The sequence below is a fragment of the Clostridium puniceum genome (assembly GCF_002006345.1).
GTDB lineage: Bacteria > Bacillota > Clostridia > Clostridiales > Clostridiaceae > Clostridium > Clostridium puniceum.
Genome location: NZ_LZZM01000217.1, coordinates 1 through 20,624 on the forward strand (window position 1 = coordinate 1; position 20,624 = coordinate 20,624).

The window sequence follows — 20,624 nt, forward strand, 5'->3', positions numbered from 1 at the left end:
TTTAATAGATGAATTTAATAAAAAACAGCAAGGAATAAAATCAAGAAAATATCCTTGGAACCTTTGATTCCTATGAATATTTTCTTAAATAACTATTTGTAAAAATTAGTTATTCAACAACCTATTAATTATATAAAAGTATATATGGTGGAACTATTATGAATTTAATCCTGTGTAAAGGTTTTTAGGTTAATTTAAACATATAAATTGCGAATATGTATTTCTAATTATGTAAAACTCTTATATAATATAGAGAGTATATGGTAGAAAATCATTGATTATAGTTTAGGAAATGTATAGGTAAAAGCTGACAATGAATGGTAAAATTTACAATGAAAGTGGTATAATGTATATAGCAGAAGGGGATGAGGTTATGAATTCATGGATTAGAGAAAGTATCTTTTTTCAATTTTATACACTTGGTTTTTGTGGGGTTCTAGAACCAAGTAGAGTTTATGAAGAAAAAAATAGATTAATTAAAATTGAAAAATGGATACCTCATTTAAAAGAAATGAGTGTAAATGCAATTTATTTTGCACCAATCTTTGAGTCAAGTTATCATGGTTATGATACAAAGGATTATTATAAAATAGATAAAAGGCTTGGAACAAATGAAGATTTCAAAGGATTATGCGAAAAGCTTCATAAAAATGATATGAAAGTAGTACTAGATGGAGTATTTAATCACGTTGGAAGAGAGTTTTGGGCATTTAAAGATGTTCAAGAAAATGGGAAGAATTCTAGATACTGCAGTTGGTTTGCAAATTTAAATTTTGATAGTAGAAGTCCAATGGGAGATGAATTTAATTACCAAAGTTGGAATGGTTGTTATGATTTGGTAAAGTTAAATTTAAGAAATCAAGAAGTGTTAGATCATCTTTTAAATGCAGTAGGTGTTTGGATAGATGAGTTTGACATAGATGGATTAAGATTAGATGCAGCTGATAGTATAGATTTAGAATTTTTTAAGGTGATAAAGAAATTTACAGAAAATAAAAAGAAAGACTTTTGGCTTATGGGTGAAGTTATTCATGGTGATTATACTAGATGGGCTAACCCTGATAGCTTAGATTCTGTAACGAATTATGAATGTTATAAAGGAAATTATTCAAGTCATAATGATAAAAATTATTTTGAAATTGCCTATTCATTAAATAGATTGTTTGGAAAAGGGGGAATTTATAAGGATTTATGTTTATATAATTTTGCAGATAATCATGATGTTAATAGATTGGCTAGTGTTTTAAGAAATTTAGAACATATATATAATGTTTATGCATTATCATTTACAATGCCTGGAGTGCCAAGTATTTACTATGGAAGTGAGTATGGAATTAAAGGGGTTAAAGGTCAAGGCACAGATTTACCTTTAAGGCCAGAATTAGAACTTGAAAAAATAAAGGAAGAAAATGAAAAATTATTTGAGTTAATTAAAAAATTAGGAAAGATACGCTGCAGAAGTGAAGCGTTAAAATATGGAGATTATGAGCAAGTAGTTGTTAAAAATGAACAATTTGTTTTTTCTAGAACTAGCGAGAATGATAAGGTTTATGTAATTTTAAATTTGTCAGATAAGATAAGTCATTTAGATTTTGAGTTGTCTTTTGCCCAAGGTATTGATTTATTAGATAAAAATAAGGCTATAATTAAAGGTGGTAAAGTAAGTATAGAAGTTCCAGCATTTTCGACTAAAATAGTAAGTGAGTCCAAAGAAGAAATATAAATTAATGTCCTAAGAATTTAAAAATCTATTATGGTAAGAATTTTAAATTTTATTTGTATAAAGCAAAAATGTTTAATAAAAATAACAAAGGGGTAATAATATAATGAATTTATTAGATAATGATTATAATAATTATACTGGCAAGCTAGGCATTGAGTATTCAAAGGAGAGTACTAAGTTTATTTTGTGGGCACCTAATGCCAATAATGTTAGACTAGCGTTGTTTGGAAAAGATGGAAAGGTGTATACAAATGCTCCTGAAAAAATATTAGATATGAACAGAGGCGTGCAAGGAACTTGGAGTATAGAAGCCAAAGGCGATTTAAAAGGTGAATTTTATAATTATTTAGTCACTAATAGTGGAAATGAAAGAGAAGTAACAGATCCTTATGCCAAGGCTTTAGGTGTTAATGGAAATAGGGGAATGGTAGTTGATCTTAGAGCAACTGATCCTAAAGATTTTGATAAAGATGAGCGACCAGAATTAAGTAGTGCTACAGGATCTATATTATATGAAGTTCATGTAAGAGACTTTTCCATAAATGAAAACTCAGGCGTAATATTGGAAAAAAGAGGGAAATTTATTGGGTTTTGTGAACAGGCCACTACTGTGTTGGGAAAATACACAAAGACAGGAATTGATTATTTAAAAGATTTAGGAGTAACTCATGTTCATTTACTTCCAGCATTTGATTACGAAACTGTTGATGAAAGTAATCTATATGTAGCTCAATATAATTGGGGATATGATCCAAAGAATTATTTTGCGCCAGAAGGTTCATATTCTACAGACCCTTTTAGTGGAGATAAGAGAATCGCTGAATTTAAGGAAATGGTTAAAAGCCTTCATAAGGCAGGGATAAGAGTTGTTATGGATATGGTTTATAATCATACTTATAAAAGTCATGATTCCAATTTAAATTTAGCTGTGCCTGGATATTACTATCGTCAAGATTCAAATGGTAATTTTTCAAATGGATCGGGTTGTGGTAATGAGCTAGCTTCAGAAAGATATATGGTAAGAAAGCTCATTGTTGATTCAGTAATTTACTGGACTGAGGAATATCATATAGATGGGTTTAGATTTGATTTAATGGGACTTCATGATATAGAAACTATGAGCCAAATCAGAGCGGAACTAAATAAGATTGATCCATCTATATTAATTTATGGGGAAGGTTGGACTGGGGGATGGACTCCGCTTCAGGGGGATGATTCAGCAGTAAAACATAATATTGTGAAATTTGAAAAAATGCAGATTGCAGCATTTAGTGATGATACTAGAGACTCTGTTAAGGGACATGTATTTAATATAAATGAACGTGGATATGTAAATGGAAGAACAGGATTAGAAGAAAGTATTAAGTTTTGCATAGTTGGAGCTACTGTAAAAGAGGGAATTAATTATGATAGAGTAATATATTCCCGCTGGGCATGGGCAAATGAACCTTACCAATGTATAAATTATATTTCAGCACATGATAACTACACATTATGGGATAAGTTATATATGGCAAATGAAGATTCATCACTAGAAAGACGTAAAAATATGAATAAATTAGCAGCTGCTATAGTTTTAACGTCTCAAGGGATACCATTTTTTCAAGCTGGTGAAGAGTTTTTAAGAACTAAAAAAAATCAAGATGGAAGTTTTAATCATGATAGCTATAATGCTCCAGATAGTGTAAATAGTTTAGATTGGAGCAGAGTTAGTGAATATGATGATGTGGTTAATTATTATAAGGGATTAATAAAATTAAGAAAAAAATATAAAGCATTTAGAATGAATTCAAGTGAAGAAATAAAAAAGAATTTAACGTTCTTAGAACGAGGAGAAAGTTTTTATAAAGAAAATATTGTTGCATATAAAGTAGAAGATAAAAGTGGAAAAAATTTATGCAATACTATAATTGTAATATTTAATCCAAATGATGAAGAGGCTTTTATAGATTTAAAAGAATGTGGATGGAGTGTTCTTGTTAATAAAGAAAGAGCAGGAGTAGACGAAATTTACGCTATAACAGGTAACAATATAACTGTTGCTTCGAAAAGTGCACATGTTTTGATAAAAAAATGATTTTGACGGAAGGTCTTTGGTGATACAAATGGAAAAAGAAAAATATTTAGTATTTTTAAATGAGATTAATAAAGATAAACCTAATGAGTTTAAAAAAGTAAATATAAAAAAATGTCCTTTTTGTAATAGAGCGGAATTAACAGATATTATTGACGAAAAAGGACCATTTATATTACTAAAAAATAAGTATCCCACAATAAAAGATACATATCAATTAGTTCTTATAGAAACCTATAATTGCGATACTGATATGGGTGAGTACTCCATAGAACATATGGAAGAATTAATAAGATTTGGTGTAAAGCATTGGTTAAAAATTGAAGAAAATGGTGAGTTTACATCTGTTATATTTTATAAAAATCATGGACCCAATTCTGGAGGTAGCTTAAAGCATCCTCATATGCAAATCGTAGGTCTTAATGAAATTGATTATAAAGCAAAGATAAAAGATGAATATTTTGAAGGAATAGAAATTCATAAAAGTGATCAATGTTTAGTGAATTTATCTCACAGACCATTTAATGGTTTTACTGAATTTAATATAATCATTAATGATGATTTATATGGATTAAATGAGCTTGCATATAATCTTAGAAAAGTGGTTCATTATCTTTTAAACAACTACTTTGTAAAGTGTGATAGTTTTAATATATTCTTTTATCACTTAAAAGAAAAAATTATATGTAAAATCATGCCGAGATTCAGTAGTTCACCATTGCTGCTTGGATATGGAATAAAGCAAATATCAAGCTGTGAACAAGAAATAGCAGATAAATTAAAAACAATGTATTTTCAATAAGGTAGATTAATTTAAAAATAAGAAAGATGCCTAATAAAATAGTAAGTTATTGGATAAGTTTGTATTTTTATATATATTAAATAAGGATTTAAAAAAGTTAGCAATATAATTTTAAAATTATATTGCTAACTTTTTTTGAATAAATTTGCAAATAATGCTCATATATTTGAAGTTATTTGCAAATAATTAAATTATACGAATACAAGGGGTGATAATTTGGATAATAGTGAAATTGAAAAAGTTAAAGGAAATAAAAAAATAAAATCTAAAACAAGTCCACTAAAGATAATTCCATTAGGTGGAATAGAAGAAATTGGAAAGAACATGACCGCATTTGAATATAAAGAAGAAATTATAGTAATAGATTGTGGTTTAGCATTTCCAGATGAAGATCTTTATGGAATTGATGTTGTAATTCCTGAGGTAACATATTTAATAAAAAATAAGGATAAGGTTAAAGGTTTTTTTATTACTCATGGGCATGAAGATCATATTGGTTCATTACCATATATATTAAAACAAATTAATGTGCCAGTATATGGTACAAAACTTACACTTGGATTAATTGGAATCAAATTAAAAGAACATAATATACTTAATGACTGCAACTTAAATATAGTGCAACCTGGTGAGACAATAACATTAAATCAAATTAAAGTTGAGTTTATTAGAAATAATCACAGTATACCTGACAGTTGCTCGATAGCAATACATACGCCACTCGGAGTTATAGTTCATACTGGTGATTTTAAAGTAGATTTTACACCAATAGATGAAAAAGTTATGGATTTACAAAGATATGCTCAACTAGGAAAGAAGGGTGTATTGCTTTTAATGTCTGAAAGTACTAATTCTCTTCATAAAGGATATACAATGTCGGAGAAAACAGTAGGTGAAACCTTAGGTAACCTTTTTAATAAGGCTACTGGCAGAGTTATAGTATCTACATTTGCATCAAATGTTCATAGGCTTCAGCAGATTAGTGACTGTTCTATAAAATATAATAGAAAAATAGCTTTTAGTGGACGAAGTATGGAAAACATATCAGAAGTCGCTATGGAACTTGGATATTTATTTATTCCAGAAGATATGATAATAAGTTTAGATGAGATAAAAAACTATCCCAATGACAAGATAACTATTGTTACAACAGGTAGTCAAGGAGAATCAATGGCAGGGCTTACAAGGATAGCAGCATCTACTCACAGAAAAATACAAATAGAAAAAGGCGATACAGTTATTATATCGGCAACTCCAATACCTGGTAATGAAAAAGCAGTATCAAATGTAATAAATGATTTAATAGTCAAGGGAGCTAATGTAATTTATAAGGCTATAGAAGATATACATGTTTCAGGGCATGCTTGTGAACAAGAACTTAGATTAATAATTACACTATTAAATCCTAAATTCTTTATACCTATTCATGGAGAATATAAACATTTATTTACACATGCTAAAATTGCGCAAAGTATGGGAATAGATGAAAGTAATGTATTTATTTTAGCAATGGGAGATATATTTGAATTATCAAGAAATAAAGGTGAAATAACAGGAAAAGCTCCATTTGGAAGAGTACTTGTGGATGGTGTAGGTGTGGGTGATGTTGGAAATATGGTGCTTAGAGATAGAAAGAATTTGGCTGAAAATGGAATTATAACAATAGTAGTAGCAATAGACCGTAGAAATAAAATTATAACATCAGGACCAGATATAGTTTCAAGAGGATTTGTATATGTTAGAAATTCAGAAGAATTAATTGACGAAGTTAGAAATATAGCCACAAACGTTGTAGAAAAATGTTTAGACAACGATATAACTCAATGGGCAGAAATAAAGAATGGTATAAGAAGAGAAATAGATAATTTTATATATGAAAAAATGAAGAAAAAACCTATGATTTTACCAGTAATTGTTGAAGTGTAATAAGTTATTTGAAATCTTAGATAATTGTAATAGTATTATAGAAATAAACCACCTGTTCTCAGAAGAAAATTGTTTTATAAACAAATTATGAGAATAGATGGTTTATTTAATAAAATTCATTTTTGCATACTTAATTCTAAGTAACTTTTTAATTGCAATATATATATTAAATTTGTCTTGACTCTAACCTAAGGGTGGAGTTTATAATAAGATTAAAGGTAATCCCAAAAGGCATAGACCTAATTAAGAGAGGAATGAATTATATGAAAAAGATACCATTTTCACCACCTGATATAACAGAAGAAGAAATAGAAGCAGTAGCTAATGTATTACGATCAGGATGGATTACTTCAGGACCACAACTTGCAAAATTTGAAGAAGGAATAGAAGATTACTTAAAGGTTAATAAAGCATTAGCATTAAATAGTGCTACAGCTGCAATGGAATTAGTTCTTAAGGTGTTTGATATAAAAGAAGGGGATGAAATTATAACAACTCCATATACTTATACTGCAACCTCAAGTGTTGGAATACATAGAAGTGCTAAGCCTGTATATGTAGATGTTAAAAAAGATACATTTGAAATGGATACAGACAAAGTTGCAGAAAAGATTACAGATAAGACAAAAGTAATTATGCCAGTAGATATTGCAGGAGTACCATTTGATTATGATGCATTAAAAAAAGTTTTAAAGGATAAAAATAGAGAAGATATTATAATCCTTTGTGATTCTGCTCATTCTTTTGGAGCTAAATATAAAGGAGAACCTGTTGGATCTCAATGTGACTTTCATTCATTTTCATTCCATGCAGTTAAAAATTTAACTACAGGTGAAGGTGGAGCAGTTACTTTTAATCATAATAACTTTAGAGGTCATGAAAATCTGCTTCAATATATGAGATTTACTGCTATGCATGGTCAATCAAAGGATGCCTTAAGTAAACTTAAAGCTGGAGCTTGGGAATATGATATTATAAATGATGGATTGAAATGTAATTTAACAGATATAGGAGCTGCAATTGGACTAGTCCAACTTAACAGATATGAAGATATGTTAGAAAAAAGAAGGCAGATCTTTAAAACATATAGCAATATATTATCAAAAGAAGATTTTTCAATAATTCCAGTTACAAAAGATGATAATGGAACTGAAACATCATACCATTTATATCTTTATAGAATAAAAGGATTTAATGAGGAAAAGAGAAATGTAGCTATTCAAAAGTTAGCAGAAAAGGGAATAGCAACTAATGTCCATTATAAGCCTCTTCCAATGTTAACACTTTATAAAAATCTTGGATATGATATAAAGGATTATCCAAATGCGTATGCACAATATGAAAATGAAATTACACTTCCAGTATACACAACATTATCATTAGAAGATGCAGCATATATAGCAGAAGAAACAGTAAAAGTAATTAAAGAATTACTTTAAGAATAGAAAATACCTACAGTTTATTAATAAATAGTGTAATAAACTGTAGGTATTATTTTCACTAATATTATTATGTACATAGAGAACGTAAAATTTTAAACCTTAAAAGATAAATATACTAATAAATAAATATTGACTCTTACCTCAGGTAAGGGATTACAATTGATTTAATGGGAGGGATAATTTTGAAAATAGGTGAATTTGCTAAAAGATCAGGAGTAACTGTAAAAACATTGCTTCATTACGATAAAATAGGACTTCTTAAGCCATCACAGAAAACAGAAGCAGGATATAGAATTTATTGTGAAGAGGATTTTTTAAAGCTGCAACAAATTACAACCTTAAAATTCATTGGATTGCCATTAAATGAAATAAGTCATATTTTATATGAAAGTGGAGAAAATTTGGAGAATATGATAAGCCTGCAAAAGAAGGCCTTAGAAGAAAAGAAAAAGCATATTGATGCAGTTATTCAAGTTTTTAATAAAGCCCAAAATACAGCAAAGAAAAATGGCTTTTTAGATGCTAATAATTTAATTGACATTATAAAGATAACTAATATAGAAAGTAGAGTTAAAGAACAATATAAAAGTGATAAAAATCTAAATATTAGAAGTAATTTACATAGCTACAATATAAATAAAGTTGATTTCGATAAATGGTGTTTTGATCAAATTGATTTTTCAAGTGATTCAAGAGTATTGGAACTTGGATGTGGTACAGGTAAGTTTTGGTTTAAGAATAAAGATAATATAAATAAATCTCTTCATATTACATTATCAGATTTTTCTAAAAGTATGTTGAAGATTGCAAAGGACAAGTTAAAAGAAGTAAATTATAAATTTGAATATGAAGAAATAAATGTTGAAAAAATACCATATGAAGATAGCACCTTTGATATAGTAATTGCTGAGCATATGATTTATTTTGCACCGGATATAGAAAAAGCCTTATTAGAAATAAGAAGAGTTTTAAAAGATGGTGGAGTTCTTTATGTAAGTGCAAATTCCTGTGAAACAATGGCAGAATTAAATAAACTTGCTGAAAATTTTGATAGTAGCCTTGGAATTGATAACAATGGATATTCAACTAGATTTGAATTGGAAAATGGAGAAGGAATATTAAAAAAATATTTTAATAAGGTTGGTGTAGAAATATTAGAAGGAAAAATAATAGTAAATCAAGCAGGACCAGTAGTATCATATAAGGCATCAACAATTCAAGGTAGTTCGATACTTGTCGGTGAAAAGAAAAAGAATTTTACAAAATACTTAGAAGATTATATTGAAAAAAATAAGAATATTTCAATAACAACAAAAACATGTATGTTTAAGGCTATTAAATAGATATATGGAATATTTAATAATTTGAAATAGAAAAATTAAATTAATATATATGGCACAATTAAATTTCTACATATAAATTATCTACAGATAATTATAATTGCAAGTTTTTAGGGGGATATTTATTATTGCAAAATATATAGATTAAAAAGGAGAGAAAAAATGAATATTCAATTAGTTGATTTAAAGGCGCAATATAAATTAGTTGAAGAAAAGACAGAAAAGGCTGTTATAGAAGTTCTTTCATCTGCAAATTATATAATGGGGAAAGAAGTGTTAGAGTTTGAAAAAGAATTCGCTGAATATATAGGAGTTAAACATGCAATATCAGTGGGAAATGGTACTGATGCCTTGGTTTTAGCACTTATATCTTGTGGTATTGGAAAGGGAGATGAAGTTATAACTACACCATTTACCTTTTTTTCTACAGCAGAAAGTATATCCTTAGTAGGAGCAATTCCTGTTTTCGTTGATGTGGAAAAAGAAACTTATAATATAGATCCATTAAAAATAGAAGAAAAAATTACTGAAAAGACAAAGGCGATTATGGTAGTTCATATATTTGGACAATCAGCAAAAATGGATGAAATAATGACAATTGCCAAAAAGCATAATTTAAAGGTTATAGAAGATGCGGCGCAAGCTGTTGGTGCAGAATATAAAGGAGAAAAAGTTGGTGCAATAGGAGATATAGGATGTTTTTCATTTTTTCCAACTAAAAATCTTGGGTGCGCAGGTGATGGTGGGATTATAACAACATCAGATGATAACATAGCAACTATTGCAAGGGCACTTAGAACCAATGGAAGTGGAGAAAATGGGCAAAGAGCATATAATTTATTAAATAAAGTAAATGAAGAGATTAAAATTTCAGAAGGTCATGATGATACAATATATAATCCATTAAAATATTATAATTATTTAATTGGATTTAATACAAGATTAGATGCAGTTCAAGCAGCAATCTTAAGAGTTAAACTGCCTAATATAGATAATTGGAATGAAAGAAGAAGAAAAAATGCAAAAGAGTATGATGAAAAATTAAAAGATACAGCTTTAACATTGCCTTTTTCAATACCAGAGAGTAAATCTGTATATAATATGTATGTAGTACAAGCTGAAAATAGAGGAGAAATAATTAATAAACTTAAAGAAAGAGGAGTAAGCACAGGAGTTTATTATCCAGTACCTATTCATTTGCAAAAGGCTTATGAAAAACTTGATTATAAAGAAGGAGATATGCCTGTAGCGGAATATTTATCTCACAGAACATTTGCAATACCAATTTTCCCAGAGCTTAGTATGAAACAAAAAGAGTATATAGTGAAGAAGATAAAAGATGTGCTTGAAAATTAGTAATTAACAACTTTAAATTTATGGTATAATTATTTAGAATTTAATACAATAAGTTGTTTAGGAAGGTACATGCATATATGAAAGAAACAATAATTGGAGTAAAAAAGGAATTTGTTAATAAATATAAAAAAGGATATCCATTAATATTAGAAGAAGCCTTAGAAAATCCAAAGGTTTTAAAAGAAGAAGATCAGATTATAACTCTCATAGATGATAAAAAAGTTTTTTTAGGTAAAGGATATTATGGAAAGCAAAATAAGGGTTGTGGTTGGATTTTAAGTAATAGTAAAAACAGTAGTTTAGATTACAAATTTTTTTATGATAAGCTTAGGAATGCATTTTCTAAAAGGATGAAATTTTATCATTCAAAAGATACAAATACTTTCAGAGTATTTAATGGTGAAGGAGATGGAATAGGTGGTCTTACTATTGATTATTTTAATGAATATTATCTTATTACTTGGTATAGTAAAGGAATTTATGAGTTTAAGGAAAACATAATAAAAGCTATAAAATCCTTAGTATCTTTTGATGGAATATATGAAAAAAAGAGGTTTGAAGAAAATGGTATGGTTGTAGATGAAGATAGCTATATGTGTGGAAAAAAGGCTCCAGAGCCTCTTATAGTAAAAGAAAATGGGGTTAACTTCGCAATTTATTTAAATGATGGTGCAATGGTTGGTGTATTTTTAGATCAAAAGGAAGTAAGAAAATCTATTAGAGATAAATATTCTAGAGGAAAAAGGGTGTTAAATACTTTTTCTTATACTGGAGCTTTTTCTATGGCAACAGCAAAAGGTGGGGCTATTACGACAAGTGTTGACTTAGCAAGTAGAAGTTTAGAAAAAACAACTGAAAACTTTAAAATAAACAATATCGACCCAACAAAGCATGAAATAATTGTTGAAGATGTATTTCTTTATTTCAAACGTGCAAAGAAAGAAGAATTAAAATTTGATATGGTGATTCTTGATCCACCAAGTTTTGCAACATCTAAAGAAAATAGATTTAGTGCAGCGAAAGACTATAAAGATTTGATGAAATCAGCAATAGATATAACAGAAGACGAAGGTATAATTATAGCTTCTACAAATTGTGCTACTTTTAATATGACTAGGTTTAAAAAGTTTATAGATGATGCATTTAAAGAATCACATAAGAATTATCAAATTTTAGAAGAGCATAGTCTTCCAGGAGATTTTGCAGTTACAGAAAAATTTCCGGAAGGTAACTATTTAAAGGTTGTGTTTGTAAGTGTCTATTAATATATAGGTTCTAATTAATTTTCTACATTAAAATCATATACAGAAATAATTATATGTAGTTATTTGTTGGAGTATATACATATTAATTTTAATTTCAAAAAAATATAAAGAATAAGTATAATAGCATTCAATCTAAATAGGATTGAATGCTATTTGTGGTTATAATTAAAACATTAAGAAAATGAGAGAAATACTTAGAAAATATGAAGTGATTTCAAACAATGAGTCTATAAGTTATAAAAATAATAGAAAAATAATTTTTTTAATTTTGACCTTATCTGACCTTTAGAATATAATTTAATTGTAAAAAGAAATTAAAAATTAAAGAAGAATTTAAATTAAGAAGGAGGTCTTGTTATGTTTGCATTGATACCTTTTAGAACTAATGGAGTAGATAATAAGGGAGGAAGAGTTGACAATTTCTTCAATGGATTTTTCAATGATGATTTCTTTTCACCAATGAATTTGGACTTTGGAAATGGACAAAAGTTTAATGCTGATATAAAAGAAACTCAAAACGAATATTTAGTATCAGCAGAACTACCAGGTGTGAAAAAGGAAGACATCAATCTAGAATATAAGGATGATACATTAATTATTTCTGCAACTAGAAATGAAGAAATTAATGAACAAAAGGATAATTATATTAGAAGAGAAAGATGTTATGGAGAAATTTCAAGAGCATTTCATGTAGAAAATGTTGATAGAGAAAAGATTTCAGCAAAGTTTAAAAATGGAGAATTGCATATTATTTTACCTAAATTAGACCAAATTATTAATAAAAGTAATAAAATTTTAATTGAATAAATAAAATAATTTGGATTAAATTTGTCAGCTTAACAATTTTATATAGCATATAAGTATTTAAAATAATTTGTTAAATAGTCATATGAGTGGGATAGTGAAAAATAATATGTAAAAGTAAAATCTTCACTATCTTTTTTGCATAAATAATGAGTGGGTAGTAGTTTCATCGTTTCTTGCGTCATAATGTAATTCAATATCAAATAGAAGTAGAAGAAAATTATTCTTATAAATGAAATAATAAAATTATAATTTGAATTAAGAAAAAGTTTTTAGTGTAATTGATATTCTAGGATAAATTTGACATCATACAATTGAAATGCTATATTATAACTATAAGTTTTGAGAGGAAGAGTACTATGTAATTTTTATATTCTAATAGGTTATACCTAAATATTAAGGTAGCCGTTTATATCATAACAATTTGATATATAAAATAAGAGATTTAGTAAATAATTTATTATGAGAGTTTTTATATGAAAAACTTTTACTAAGTTTACTCTGATTTGGATTAGAATATATTTTTTATAGCATAGTAATTTTCTGAAAAAGCATATCTTTTTTAGTTTATTTGTGTTGTGAAAAGTTAAAATTCACAGCACTTTTTATTTTGTAAAAAATGAAATGTTGTATTAAATATTATTCAAAAAAATAAAAATTAATAATTTTTAACTAAAGTAGATTGAAAATTATTAAAGAATACAAGATAAATAGTAAATTAAGAAAGAAGTGATAATATGGACGGAATATATAAGTATCCAAGGACTCGTCATATTGAAGGGTCTAGGCTTCAAGCTGGTGATAAGGATTTAAAGAGTGTTAAATTTAGTTTTATAAAAGATAAATATATAGTATTAGAGGAAAAAGTAGATGGAGCAAATTCTGGAATTAGCTTTGATAAAGATGGGAATTTACTTTTGCAAAGTAGAGGGCATTTTCTTAATGGTGGATATGGTGAAAAGCAATTCTCATTATTTAAAATGTGGGCTAATAGTAATAAACAAAGACTTAAAGAGATATTAGAAAATCGATATGTAATGTATGGAGAATGGTTATATGCAAAACATACTGTTTTCTATGATGAGCTTACTCATTATTTTATGGAATTTGATATTTATGATAAGGTGGAAAATAAGTTTTTAAGTACTAAAAAGAGAAAGGAAATACTTAAAAATCATGAGTTTATAACTTCTGTTTTTGTACTTTATGAAGGAAAGTTAAGTAGTTTAAAAGATTTAACTTCATTTTTAGGAAAGTCTAACTTTAAGTCTGAAAATTGTGAAGAAATTCTAAAAAAGCAATGTGAGGAATTAAATTTATCATATGAGATTGTAAAGAAACAAACAGATATTTCAGATTTAATGGAAGGACTATATATTAAGGTTGAAAGTGAAGATGAAGTTATAGAGAGATTTAAATATGTAAGAAGTTCTTTTTTAAATACAATTTTAGATTCTGAAACTCATTGGGTAAATAGACCTATTATTCCTAATAAACTTAAGTTTGGTTTTGATTTATTTTCATTAGGAGAAGAGGTGTAGAGCATGAAAATTGATATATTGCGAAATATATTGAATAAGCAATTTGATTTTGATACTATAGCTAAAGATTTTTTAGTTATCGAAAGTTTTAAAGAGGTTCCTCAAAACCCTAAATATCATGGAGAAGGAAATGTATATATACATACTAAAAATGTATGCTGTGAGATTTTAAATTTAAGTGAGTGGAAGGAACTTGATGATAAACAAAAGGTGATTTTATATCTTTCTGCTTTGTTTCATGATATAGGCAAATTAAGTTGTACTAAGATAGAAAATGGAGAAATAGTATCTCCTAAGCATGCAGTTAGAGGAGCAAAAGCATTTAGAGAGATATGTTATAAAGAATATCAAAAGAAATTTAATATTAGTTTTCAAATAAGAGAGGAAATAGCTTCATTAATTAAATATCATGGATTACCATTAAATTTTATTGATAAAGATGATGTAGAATATAATTTAATTAAGACTAGCGAATGTTTAGACATGAAACTACTATATATTTTATCAAAAGCTGATTTGTTAGGGAGAGAATGCTCTGATAAAGAAGAACTTTTGAATAAGGTAGAATATTTTAAGGAATATTCCATTGAATTAGGATGTTTTTATTCTAAAAAAATATTTAATAATGAGTATACAAGATTTAAGTATTTTAATAATAAAAACATATGGTATGGTGATGAAGTTTTTGATACTACATCTTTTGAGGTTATAGTAATGGTGGGACTTCCTTTGTCAGGAAAAGATACTTATATAGAAACAAATTTAAAGAACATGAATGTAATTTCTTTAGATGATATTAGAGGAGAATTTAAGATATCGCCCAAAGAAGGGACAGGCAAAGTTGCTATGATTGCAAAAGAAAGAGCAAAAGAATATTTAAGGATGAAGGAACCTTTTGTATGGAATGCAACTAATATAATGGAAGAAACTAGAAAAAAATTATGTAACTTATTTTCATCCTATGGAGCTAGAGTGAAGTTTATTTATATAGAATCCCCTTATGAAGAATTAATTTCTAGGAATAAAATTAGAGATAGAAGTGTACCAGAAAAAGTGATAAATAATATGATTCACAAATTTGATATTATAGAAAATTTTGAAGGATATAAAACTGAATTTTATGTAATGGATGAGAAATTATTTGAAACTTATAGTTTCGAAGATATATTCGACTAACTTTTTTGAGATAGGTGAAGAAATTTATGTAAATTAAAATTGTCACCTATCTCGTTTCTTTTAGAAATAGAAGATGCATAATATTTATGTTAATATGAATCTTGTGAAGTAAAATCTTAATTTATAATAAAGCAATAAAGTTAAAAAGGAATGATATAATGTTACTAATGATAGATAATTATGATTCGTTTGTATATAATCTTGTTAGATATTTTGAGGAAATTGGAGAGCAGGTAGAAGTGGTTAGAAATGATAAAATAAATATGAATGCCATAAAGGTAAATAAATATTTAGGTATAGTTATCTCTCCTGGTCCCAAAGATCCTAAAGAAGCAGGTTCAAGTTTAGATATTATTGATAGATTTAAAGGTGAAATACCAATACTTGGAATATGTTTAGGACATCAATGTATAGGATATTATTTTGGAAGTAAAATTATAAAAGGTACAAGACCAATGCATGGAAAAATAAGTGAAGTGACGCATAATAATAAGGGAGTATTTTATAATGTGAAGAGTACTTTAAAGGTAACCAGATACCATTCTTTAATTGTGGATAAAAAGTCTCTGTCTAAAGAATTAGAAATTACAGCAGAATCTTCAGATAATGCAATTATGGGGATTAAGCATAAAAAACTGCCTATATATGGAGTTCAATTTCATCCAGAAGCAGAACTAACAGAAGAAGGACATAAGATTTTAGAAAATTTTATATTAGAATGTAAGAGGTTTAAAAATGATTAATTTTCAAATAAAGGAATTAACTACATATTATAATCCGTTTTATACATATAGCCTTTTTCAAAATCAAATAGACAGCATTTTTTTAGATAGCTCAAAAGAAGATAAATTATTATCAAAATACTCTTTTATTGGATTAAACCCATATAGAAAATTTATTTCTAAAGGAAAAAACGTATTAATTGATGGTGAAGAATATAAAGAGATTGACCCTTTTGAAAAATTAGAAAAACTTCTAGAAGAGTATAAAATTGATTTTGATAATGACATTCCATTTATAAGTGGTGCTATTGGATATTTTTCCTATGACATAGGAAGGACAATAGAAGAGTTGCCAGATAATTCTGAGGAAGATTTTAATATTCCAGACAGTATGTTTATTTTCTTTGATAATTTAATTATATTTGACGTGCAAAATAGAAAAACTTATATAACATCAGTAGGACAAATTGAAGATGCTGAAAAGAGTTTATTAAAGATAGAAATGCGTTTAAAGGATTATAAAGAAGAGTTAGAAATAAAAGTAGAAACCTCAAATAATAAATTCTTTTCTAATTTTAATAAAGAGGAATATGAAAAATCAATATCAACCCTTAAAGACTACATTAGAAATGGTGATGTATATATAGCGAATATGACAAGAAGAATATGGTGTAACAATAATGAAGGATCATTCAAAATATATGAAAAATTAAGACAGATTAATAAAGCCCCATTTTCAGCATATATGAATTTTAAGGAGTTTCAAATTATTAGTTCTTCGCCAGAAAGATTTTTATCAATTACTGATGGATTAGTGCAAACTAGACCAATTAAAGGAACTAGACCTAGAGGAAAAAATCTAGAAGAAGATGAAAGAAATAAAAATGAGTTAATTAATTCTGAAAAGGATAAATCAGAGCTTTTAATGATTGTAGATTTAGAAAGAAATGATTTAAGTAAAGTTTGTAAGATTAATTCAGTAAAGGTCACAGAACTATTTAAATTAGAAGAATATGAGACAGTATTTCATCTTGTAGCAACAATAGAAGGAAAATTAAAAGAAAATGTATCTTCTGTAAAATGTATAAGAGAATGTTTTCCAGGGGGATCTATTACAGGAGCACCTAAAATAAGAGCAATGGAAATAATAGAAGAACTTGAAAAATTAAAGAGAAATATTTATACAGGATCTATAGGATATTTTGATTTAAGAGGAAATAGTGATTTCAATATAGTTATTAGAACTATTGTTAAAAAAGATAATAAAGCATATGTGGGTGTTGGAGGAGGAATCACCTGGGAATCTATTGAAGAAGAAGAATGGTTTGAAACAATAGATAAAGGTAAGGCTTTAATGGGGGTATTGTGATGAGAGAGATAATTTATGAAGAAGATAAAATTCATGTAGATGAGGGATTATTCTTTGGAAGAGGTGTATTTGAAACAATTTTATGGAAACATCATCCCGTATTTTTAAATGAACATTTAGAAAGATTAAAAGCGTCTATGGTAGAAATAGGATTATTACCCTTAGAAGAAAAAGAATTAAGAGAATATTTAGATAAGCTATGCATTAAAAATAAAGGTGTTAAGATAACCGTGACTCCATTAAATATTATAATTACTCAAAGAGAGATTCCTTACAAAGAAGCTGATTATAAAAGAGGTATGAAATTAATTGTTTCAAAAGTAAGAAGAAACAGTACTTCAAGGCTTTGTTATATTAAATCTACTTGTTATATAGAAAATTTAATTGAAAAAGAAAATGCTAAGAAAATAGGTTATGATGATGCTATATTTTTGAATGAAAATAGATATATTACAGAAACAAGTTGTGCCAATATATTTATTGTGAAGAATAAAGAAATCTTTACTCCTAAGATGGAAGATGGATTATTAAATGGAATAATAAGAAAAAGAATTATGAAAGAGTTTAAAGTTCAAGAAAGAAGTATTACTTTAGAAGAATTAAAAGAATCAGATGAAGTGATTATAACAAATAGTTTAATGGGTGCTATGTCTATAAAGAAGATAGAGGATATTAAATATGATAGGGAAGAATTTAGGAAGATATTTAATAAAAAAACTAAAGAATTAAGTGAAAAAGAAAGATGAAAAGTAAAGGATAATTTGTAAAATGCCTATTTCTATAGCTGACCTAATTTGATTAAATAGAATTTAAACAGTTTTAGGATAATTAAGAGTAAACTGTATTATAAGTAAATACTAATTTCGCAAAAAATAAGATAATAAAAATACATATGGGTATTGGGGGGTATTTTTTATTGTTTCTGTTGTAAAATCATATTGAAATAGAGAATTAAAATATTAATAGAAGAAATAAAGGAATTGTGATAAAATACATGTAAAGATTAAATAAAAATATTTAAACATAATTTTAATAAAAGGGTAGAGTTACAATGGAGAAAAAAATAAAAATAGTAAGTCCAGTTTATCAACAGATTGCTACGGATATTGCTTCTAAAATAGTAAATGGACATTATGAAGTAGGAGAAAAGATATATGCACGTTCAGTTCTAGCTAGTCAGTATGGCGTCTCGTCCGAAACAGCTAGAAGAGCTATTTGTATATTATCAGATATGGATATTGTAGATACGACTAAAGGAAGCGGAGTAATTATAAAATCCACTGAAAATGCAATTAAATTCGTTAGGCAATATGATGATATTAAAACGGTGAATGATTTAAGGAATGATATATTAAATAGCTTAGAGCGTCAAAAAAAGGAAAATGATTATTTGAAAGATCATTTATTTGAGTTAATTGATAAGACGGATAGATTTAAATCTATAAATCCGTTTATGCCATTTGAAATACTTATATCCAAAGAAACACCATACATAGAAAAAACAGTGGCTGAAATAAATTTTTGGCATAACACATCTGCAACAATCATATGTATTAAAAGGAATGGGTGTCTTGAAATGTCACCAGGTCCATACGCAATTTTGCATGAAAATGATATTTTTTATTTTGTAGGCGATGAAAACTGTTATGAGCGTGTAAATAAATTTCTATATCCATGAGTTCAAAATAATTCATGGTAGAAATAAACAGTTAGATAGAGTGGGATATTGTTTCAATTTCTAAAAAGAATTTAAGAAATTGGAATGATATCCTACTCTATTTTTGCTCATATATAATATGAAAATGTAACATTAAAATTTAGTATAAAAAGATATTAGATAAAGTTAATTTTGACAAAAGTAACAACTTGATGATACAATAGGGTTGTTACTTTAAATAGCAAAAGTAACAACTTCATTAAAAAAACGAGTTGTTAATATTAAAGGGGGTATTTTAATGATAGAATTTAAAAAAATACGAAAAGAATTTAAAAATAAAACTATTTTAAAAGATATATCTTTTAATGTAAATAAAGGAGAATTAATTGCAATTATAGGTGAGAGCGGATGTGGCAAGACTACTACTTTAAAAATGATAAATAGACTTATAAGTCCATCATCAGGTCAAATCTTAATTAATGGAGAAGATATAGGAACTAAAGATGTTATAGAATTAAGACGTAATATTGGTTATGTAATTCAGCAAACAGGATTATTTCCACATATGACAGTTAGAGAAAATATCGAATTAATTCCTAATATAAAAAAAATACCTAAAGAAAGTATAAAAAAAAGAACTTATGAACTTATGGAAATGGTTGGATTAAATAATGAAGAATATTTAGATCGTTATCCTACTGAATTAAGTGGAGGGCAGCAACAACGAATTGGAGTTGCAAGGGCTTTTGCAACAAATCCTCAAATAATTTTAATGGATGAGCCTTTTAGTGCACTTGACCCTATAACACGTGTACAACTTCAAGATGAATTGATTGATCTACAAGATAAATTAAAAAGAACTATTGTATTTGTAACCCATGATATGAATGAAGCAATAAAAATAGCAGATAAGATTTGTATAATGAGTAAAGGAGAAATTATTCAATATGATACTCCAGAAAACATTCTTAAAAATCCATATAATGATTTCGTCAGTGAATTTATAGGTAAAAACAGAATATGGTCTTCACCAGAATTCATACGAGCTAAGGATATTATGATTGAGAATCCAGTTACTTGTTTGAAAAACGCATCATTATTAAGATGTATGGAAAAAATGAGAAGCTCAAAGGTTGATAGCTTAATGGTAATTGACAAATCAAATTATCTTTTAGGAATTGTTACAGCAAAGCAAATACAAAATAAAATGGATAGAAATATTCTGGTAGAAGAAATAATGAATTACAATTTTGTAAAAGTAAGTCCTGAAGATACAATAATCGATATTCTTGAACTTGTAAAGCAAAATAAGATATCACAAGTTCCAGTTATTGATGATAATGGCGTATTAAATGGAATAATTACAAAAAGTAGTTTAGTTACGACGCTCAGCGCACAGTTTCTAGATACTGAGGAGGTAGAATAAT

Annotated in this window: 16 protein-coding genes; all 16 read left to right on the forward strand. The window is 27.2% G+C overall.

Going from position 1 to position 20,624, the window contains the following annotated elements:
• Positions 1 to 373: 373 nt before the first annotated feature.
• The 16 genes from CLPUN_RS22650 to CLPUN_RS22725 all read left to right on the forward strand — a co-directional run bounded on the left by CLPUN_RS22650 (position 374) and on the right by CLPUN_RS22725 (position 20,623).
• Entirely contained in the window at positions 374 to 1,723 is a 1,350-nt protein-coding gene (locus CLPUN_RS22650; RefSeq protein WP_077849505.1) for an alpha-amylase family glycosyl hydrolase, read from the forward strand.
• Positions 1,724 to 1,826: 103 nt separating this feature from the next.
• A complete protein-coding gene (gene pulA / locus CLPUN_RS22655) occupies positions 1,827 to 3,800 on the forward strand; it encodes a type I pullulanase (RefSeq protein WP_077849487.1) in 1,974 nt (657 codons plus the stop codon).
• A gap of 28 nt (positions 3,801 to 3,828) precedes the next feature.
• Positions 3,829 to 4,599: a DUF4931 domain-containing protein gene (locus CLPUN_RS22660; RefSeq protein WP_077849506.1), complete on the forward strand. Its 771-nt coding sequence runs from the start codon at positions 3,829 to 3,831 to the stop codon at positions 4,597 to 4,599.
• A gap of 216 nt (positions 4,600 to 4,815) precedes the next feature.
• Positions 4,816 to 6,525 carry a ribonuclease J gene (locus tag CLPUN_RS22665; protein WP_077849488.1) on the forward strand — a complete coding sequence of 570 codons (1,710 nt, stop codon included), beginning with the start codon at positions 4,816 to 4,818 and terminating at the stop codon, positions 6,523 to 6,525.
• Positions 6,526 to 6,788: 263 nt separating this feature from the next.
• Positions 6,789 to 7,964 (forward strand): DegT/DnrJ/EryC1/StrS family aminotransferase, encoded by a 1,176-nt coding sequence (locus tag CLPUN_RS22670; RefSeq protein ID WP_077849489.1) that lies wholly within the window; start codon positions 6,789 to 6,791, stop codon positions 7,962 to 7,964.
• 185 nt (positions 7,965 to 8,149) lie between these two features.
• Positions 8,150 to 9,310 carry a MerR family transcriptional regulator gene (locus tag CLPUN_RS22675; RefSeq protein ID WP_198944396.1) on the forward strand — a complete coding sequence of 387 codons (1,161 nt, stop codon included), beginning with the start codon at positions 8,150 to 8,152 and terminating at the stop codon, positions 9,308 to 9,310.
• Between the two features lie 159 nt (positions 9,311 to 9,469).
• Entirely contained in the window at positions 9,470 to 10,663 is a 1,194-nt protein-coding gene (locus tag CLPUN_RS22680; RefSeq protein WP_077849491.1) for a DegT/DnrJ/EryC1/StrS family aminotransferase, read from the forward strand.
• A 77-nt stretch (positions 10,664 to 10,740) separates the two neighbouring features.
• Complete coding sequence (locus tag CLPUN_RS22685; protein WP_077849492.1) at positions 10,741 to 11,928, forward strand: class I SAM-dependent rRNA methyltransferase; 1,188 nt, start codon at positions 10,741 to 10,743, stop codon at positions 11,926 to 11,928.
• A 357-nt stretch (positions 11,929 to 12,285) separates the two neighbouring features.
• Positions 12,286 to 12,735 (forward strand): Hsp20/alpha crystallin family protein, encoded by a 450-nt coding sequence (locus tag CLPUN_RS22690; protein WP_077849493.1) that lies wholly within the window; start codon positions 12,286 to 12,288, stop codon positions 12,733 to 12,735.
• 734 nt (positions 12,736 to 13,469) lie between these two features.
• On the forward strand, positions 13,470 to 14,273 hold the full coding sequence (locus tag CLPUN_RS22695) for an RNA ligase family protein (RefSeq protein ID WP_077849494.1): 804 nt from the start codon (positions 13,470 to 13,472) through the stop codon (positions 14,271 to 14,273).
• A 3-nt stretch (positions 14,274 to 14,276) separates the two neighbouring features.
• The gene (locus tag CLPUN_RS22700) at positions 14,277 to 15,449 is read left to right on the forward strand and encodes an AAA family ATPase (protein WP_143329112.1); all 1,173 of its coding nucleotides are present in this window, start codon (positions 14,277 to 14,279) and stop codon (positions 15,447 to 15,449) included.
• Between the two features lie 158 nt (positions 15,450 to 15,607).
• A complete protein-coding gene (locus CLPUN_RS22705) occupies positions 15,608 to 16,192 on the forward strand; it encodes an anthranilate synthase component II (protein WP_077849495.1) in 585 nt (194 codons plus the stop codon).
• Complete coding sequence (pabB, locus tag CLPUN_RS22710; protein ID WP_077849496.1) at positions 16,185 to 17,540, forward strand: aminodeoxychorismate synthase component I; 1,356 nt, start codon at positions 16,185 to 16,187, stop codon at positions 17,538 to 17,540. Before CLPUN_RS22705 ends, pabB begins: the two co-directional genes overlap by 8 nt.
• On the forward strand, positions 17,540 to 18,286 hold the full coding sequence (locus tag CLPUN_RS22715) for an aminotransferase class IV (RefSeq protein WP_077849497.1): 747 nt from the start codon (positions 17,540 to 17,542) through the stop codon (positions 18,284 to 18,286). The genes pabB and CLPUN_RS22715 overlap by 1 nt, the downstream gene beginning before the upstream one ends.
• A gap of 305 nt (positions 18,287 to 18,591) precedes the next feature.
• Positions 18,592 to 19,218: a GntR family transcriptional regulator gene (locus tag CLPUN_RS22720; protein WP_077849498.1), complete on the forward strand. Its 627-nt coding sequence runs from the start codon at positions 18,592 to 18,594 to the stop codon at positions 19,216 to 19,218.
• A gap of 277 nt (positions 19,219 to 19,495) precedes the next feature.
• Positions 19,496 to 20,623 carry an ABC transporter ATP-binding protein gene (locus CLPUN_RS22725; protein ID WP_077849499.1) on the forward strand — a complete coding sequence of 376 codons (1,128 nt, stop codon included), beginning with the start codon at positions 19,496 to 19,498 and terminating at the stop codon, positions 20,621 to 20,623.
• Position 20,624: the final 1 nt, after the last annotated feature.

Bases quoted from the DNA above. Each gene is read 5' to 3' on its own strand.
- CLPUN_RS22650 (WP_077849505.1), top strand. From the start codon at position 374: ATGAATTCATGGATTAGAGAAAGTATCTTTTTTCAATTTTATACACTT.
- pulA (WP_077849487.1), top strand. From the start codon at position 1,827: ATGAATTTATTAGATAATGATTATAATAATTATACTGGCAAGCTAGGC.
- CLPUN_RS22660 (WP_077849506.1), top strand. From the start codon at position 3,829: ATGGAAAAAGAAAAATATTTAGTATTTTTAAATGAGATTAATAAAGAT.
- CLPUN_RS22670 (WP_077849489.1), top strand. From the start codon at position 6,789: ATGAAAAAGATACCATTTTCACCACCTGATATAACAGAAGAAGAAATA.
- CLPUN_RS22680 (WP_077849491.1), top strand. From the start codon at position 9,470: ATGAATATTCAATTAGTTGATTTAAAGGCGCAATATAAATTAGTTGAA.
- CLPUN_RS22685 (WP_077849492.1), top strand. From the start codon at position 10,741: ATGAAAGAAACAATAATTGGAGTAAAAAAGGAATTTGTTAATAAATAT.
- CLPUN_RS22690 (WP_077849493.1), top strand. From the start codon at position 12,286: ATGTTTGCATTGATACCTTTTAGAACTAATGGAGTAGATAATAAGGGA.
- CLPUN_RS22695 (WP_077849494.1), top strand. From the start codon at position 13,470: ATGGACGGAATATATAAGTATCCAAGGACTCGTCATATTGAAGGGTCT.
- CLPUN_RS22700 (WP_143329112.1), top strand. From the start codon at position 14,277: ATGAAAATTGATATATTGCGAAATATATTGAATAAGCAATTTGATTTT.
- CLPUN_RS22705 (WP_077849495.1), top strand. From the start codon at position 15,608: ATGTTACTAATGATAGATAATTATGATTCGTTTGTATATAATCTTGTT.
- pabB (WP_077849496.1), top strand. From the start codon at position 16,185: ATGATTAATTTTCAAATAAAGGAATTAACTACATATTATAATCCGTTT.
- CLPUN_RS22715 (WP_077849497.1), top strand. From the start codon at position 17,540: ATGAGAGAGATAATTTATGAAGAAGATAAAATTCATGTAGATGAGGGA.
- CLPUN_RS22720 (WP_077849498.1), top strand. From the start codon at position 18,592: ATGGAGAAAAAAATAAAAATAGTAAGTCCAGTTTATCAACAGATTGCT.
- CLPUN_RS22725 (WP_077849499.1), top strand. From the start codon at position 19,496: ATGATAGAATTTAAAAAAATACGAAAAGAATTTAAAAATAAAACTATT.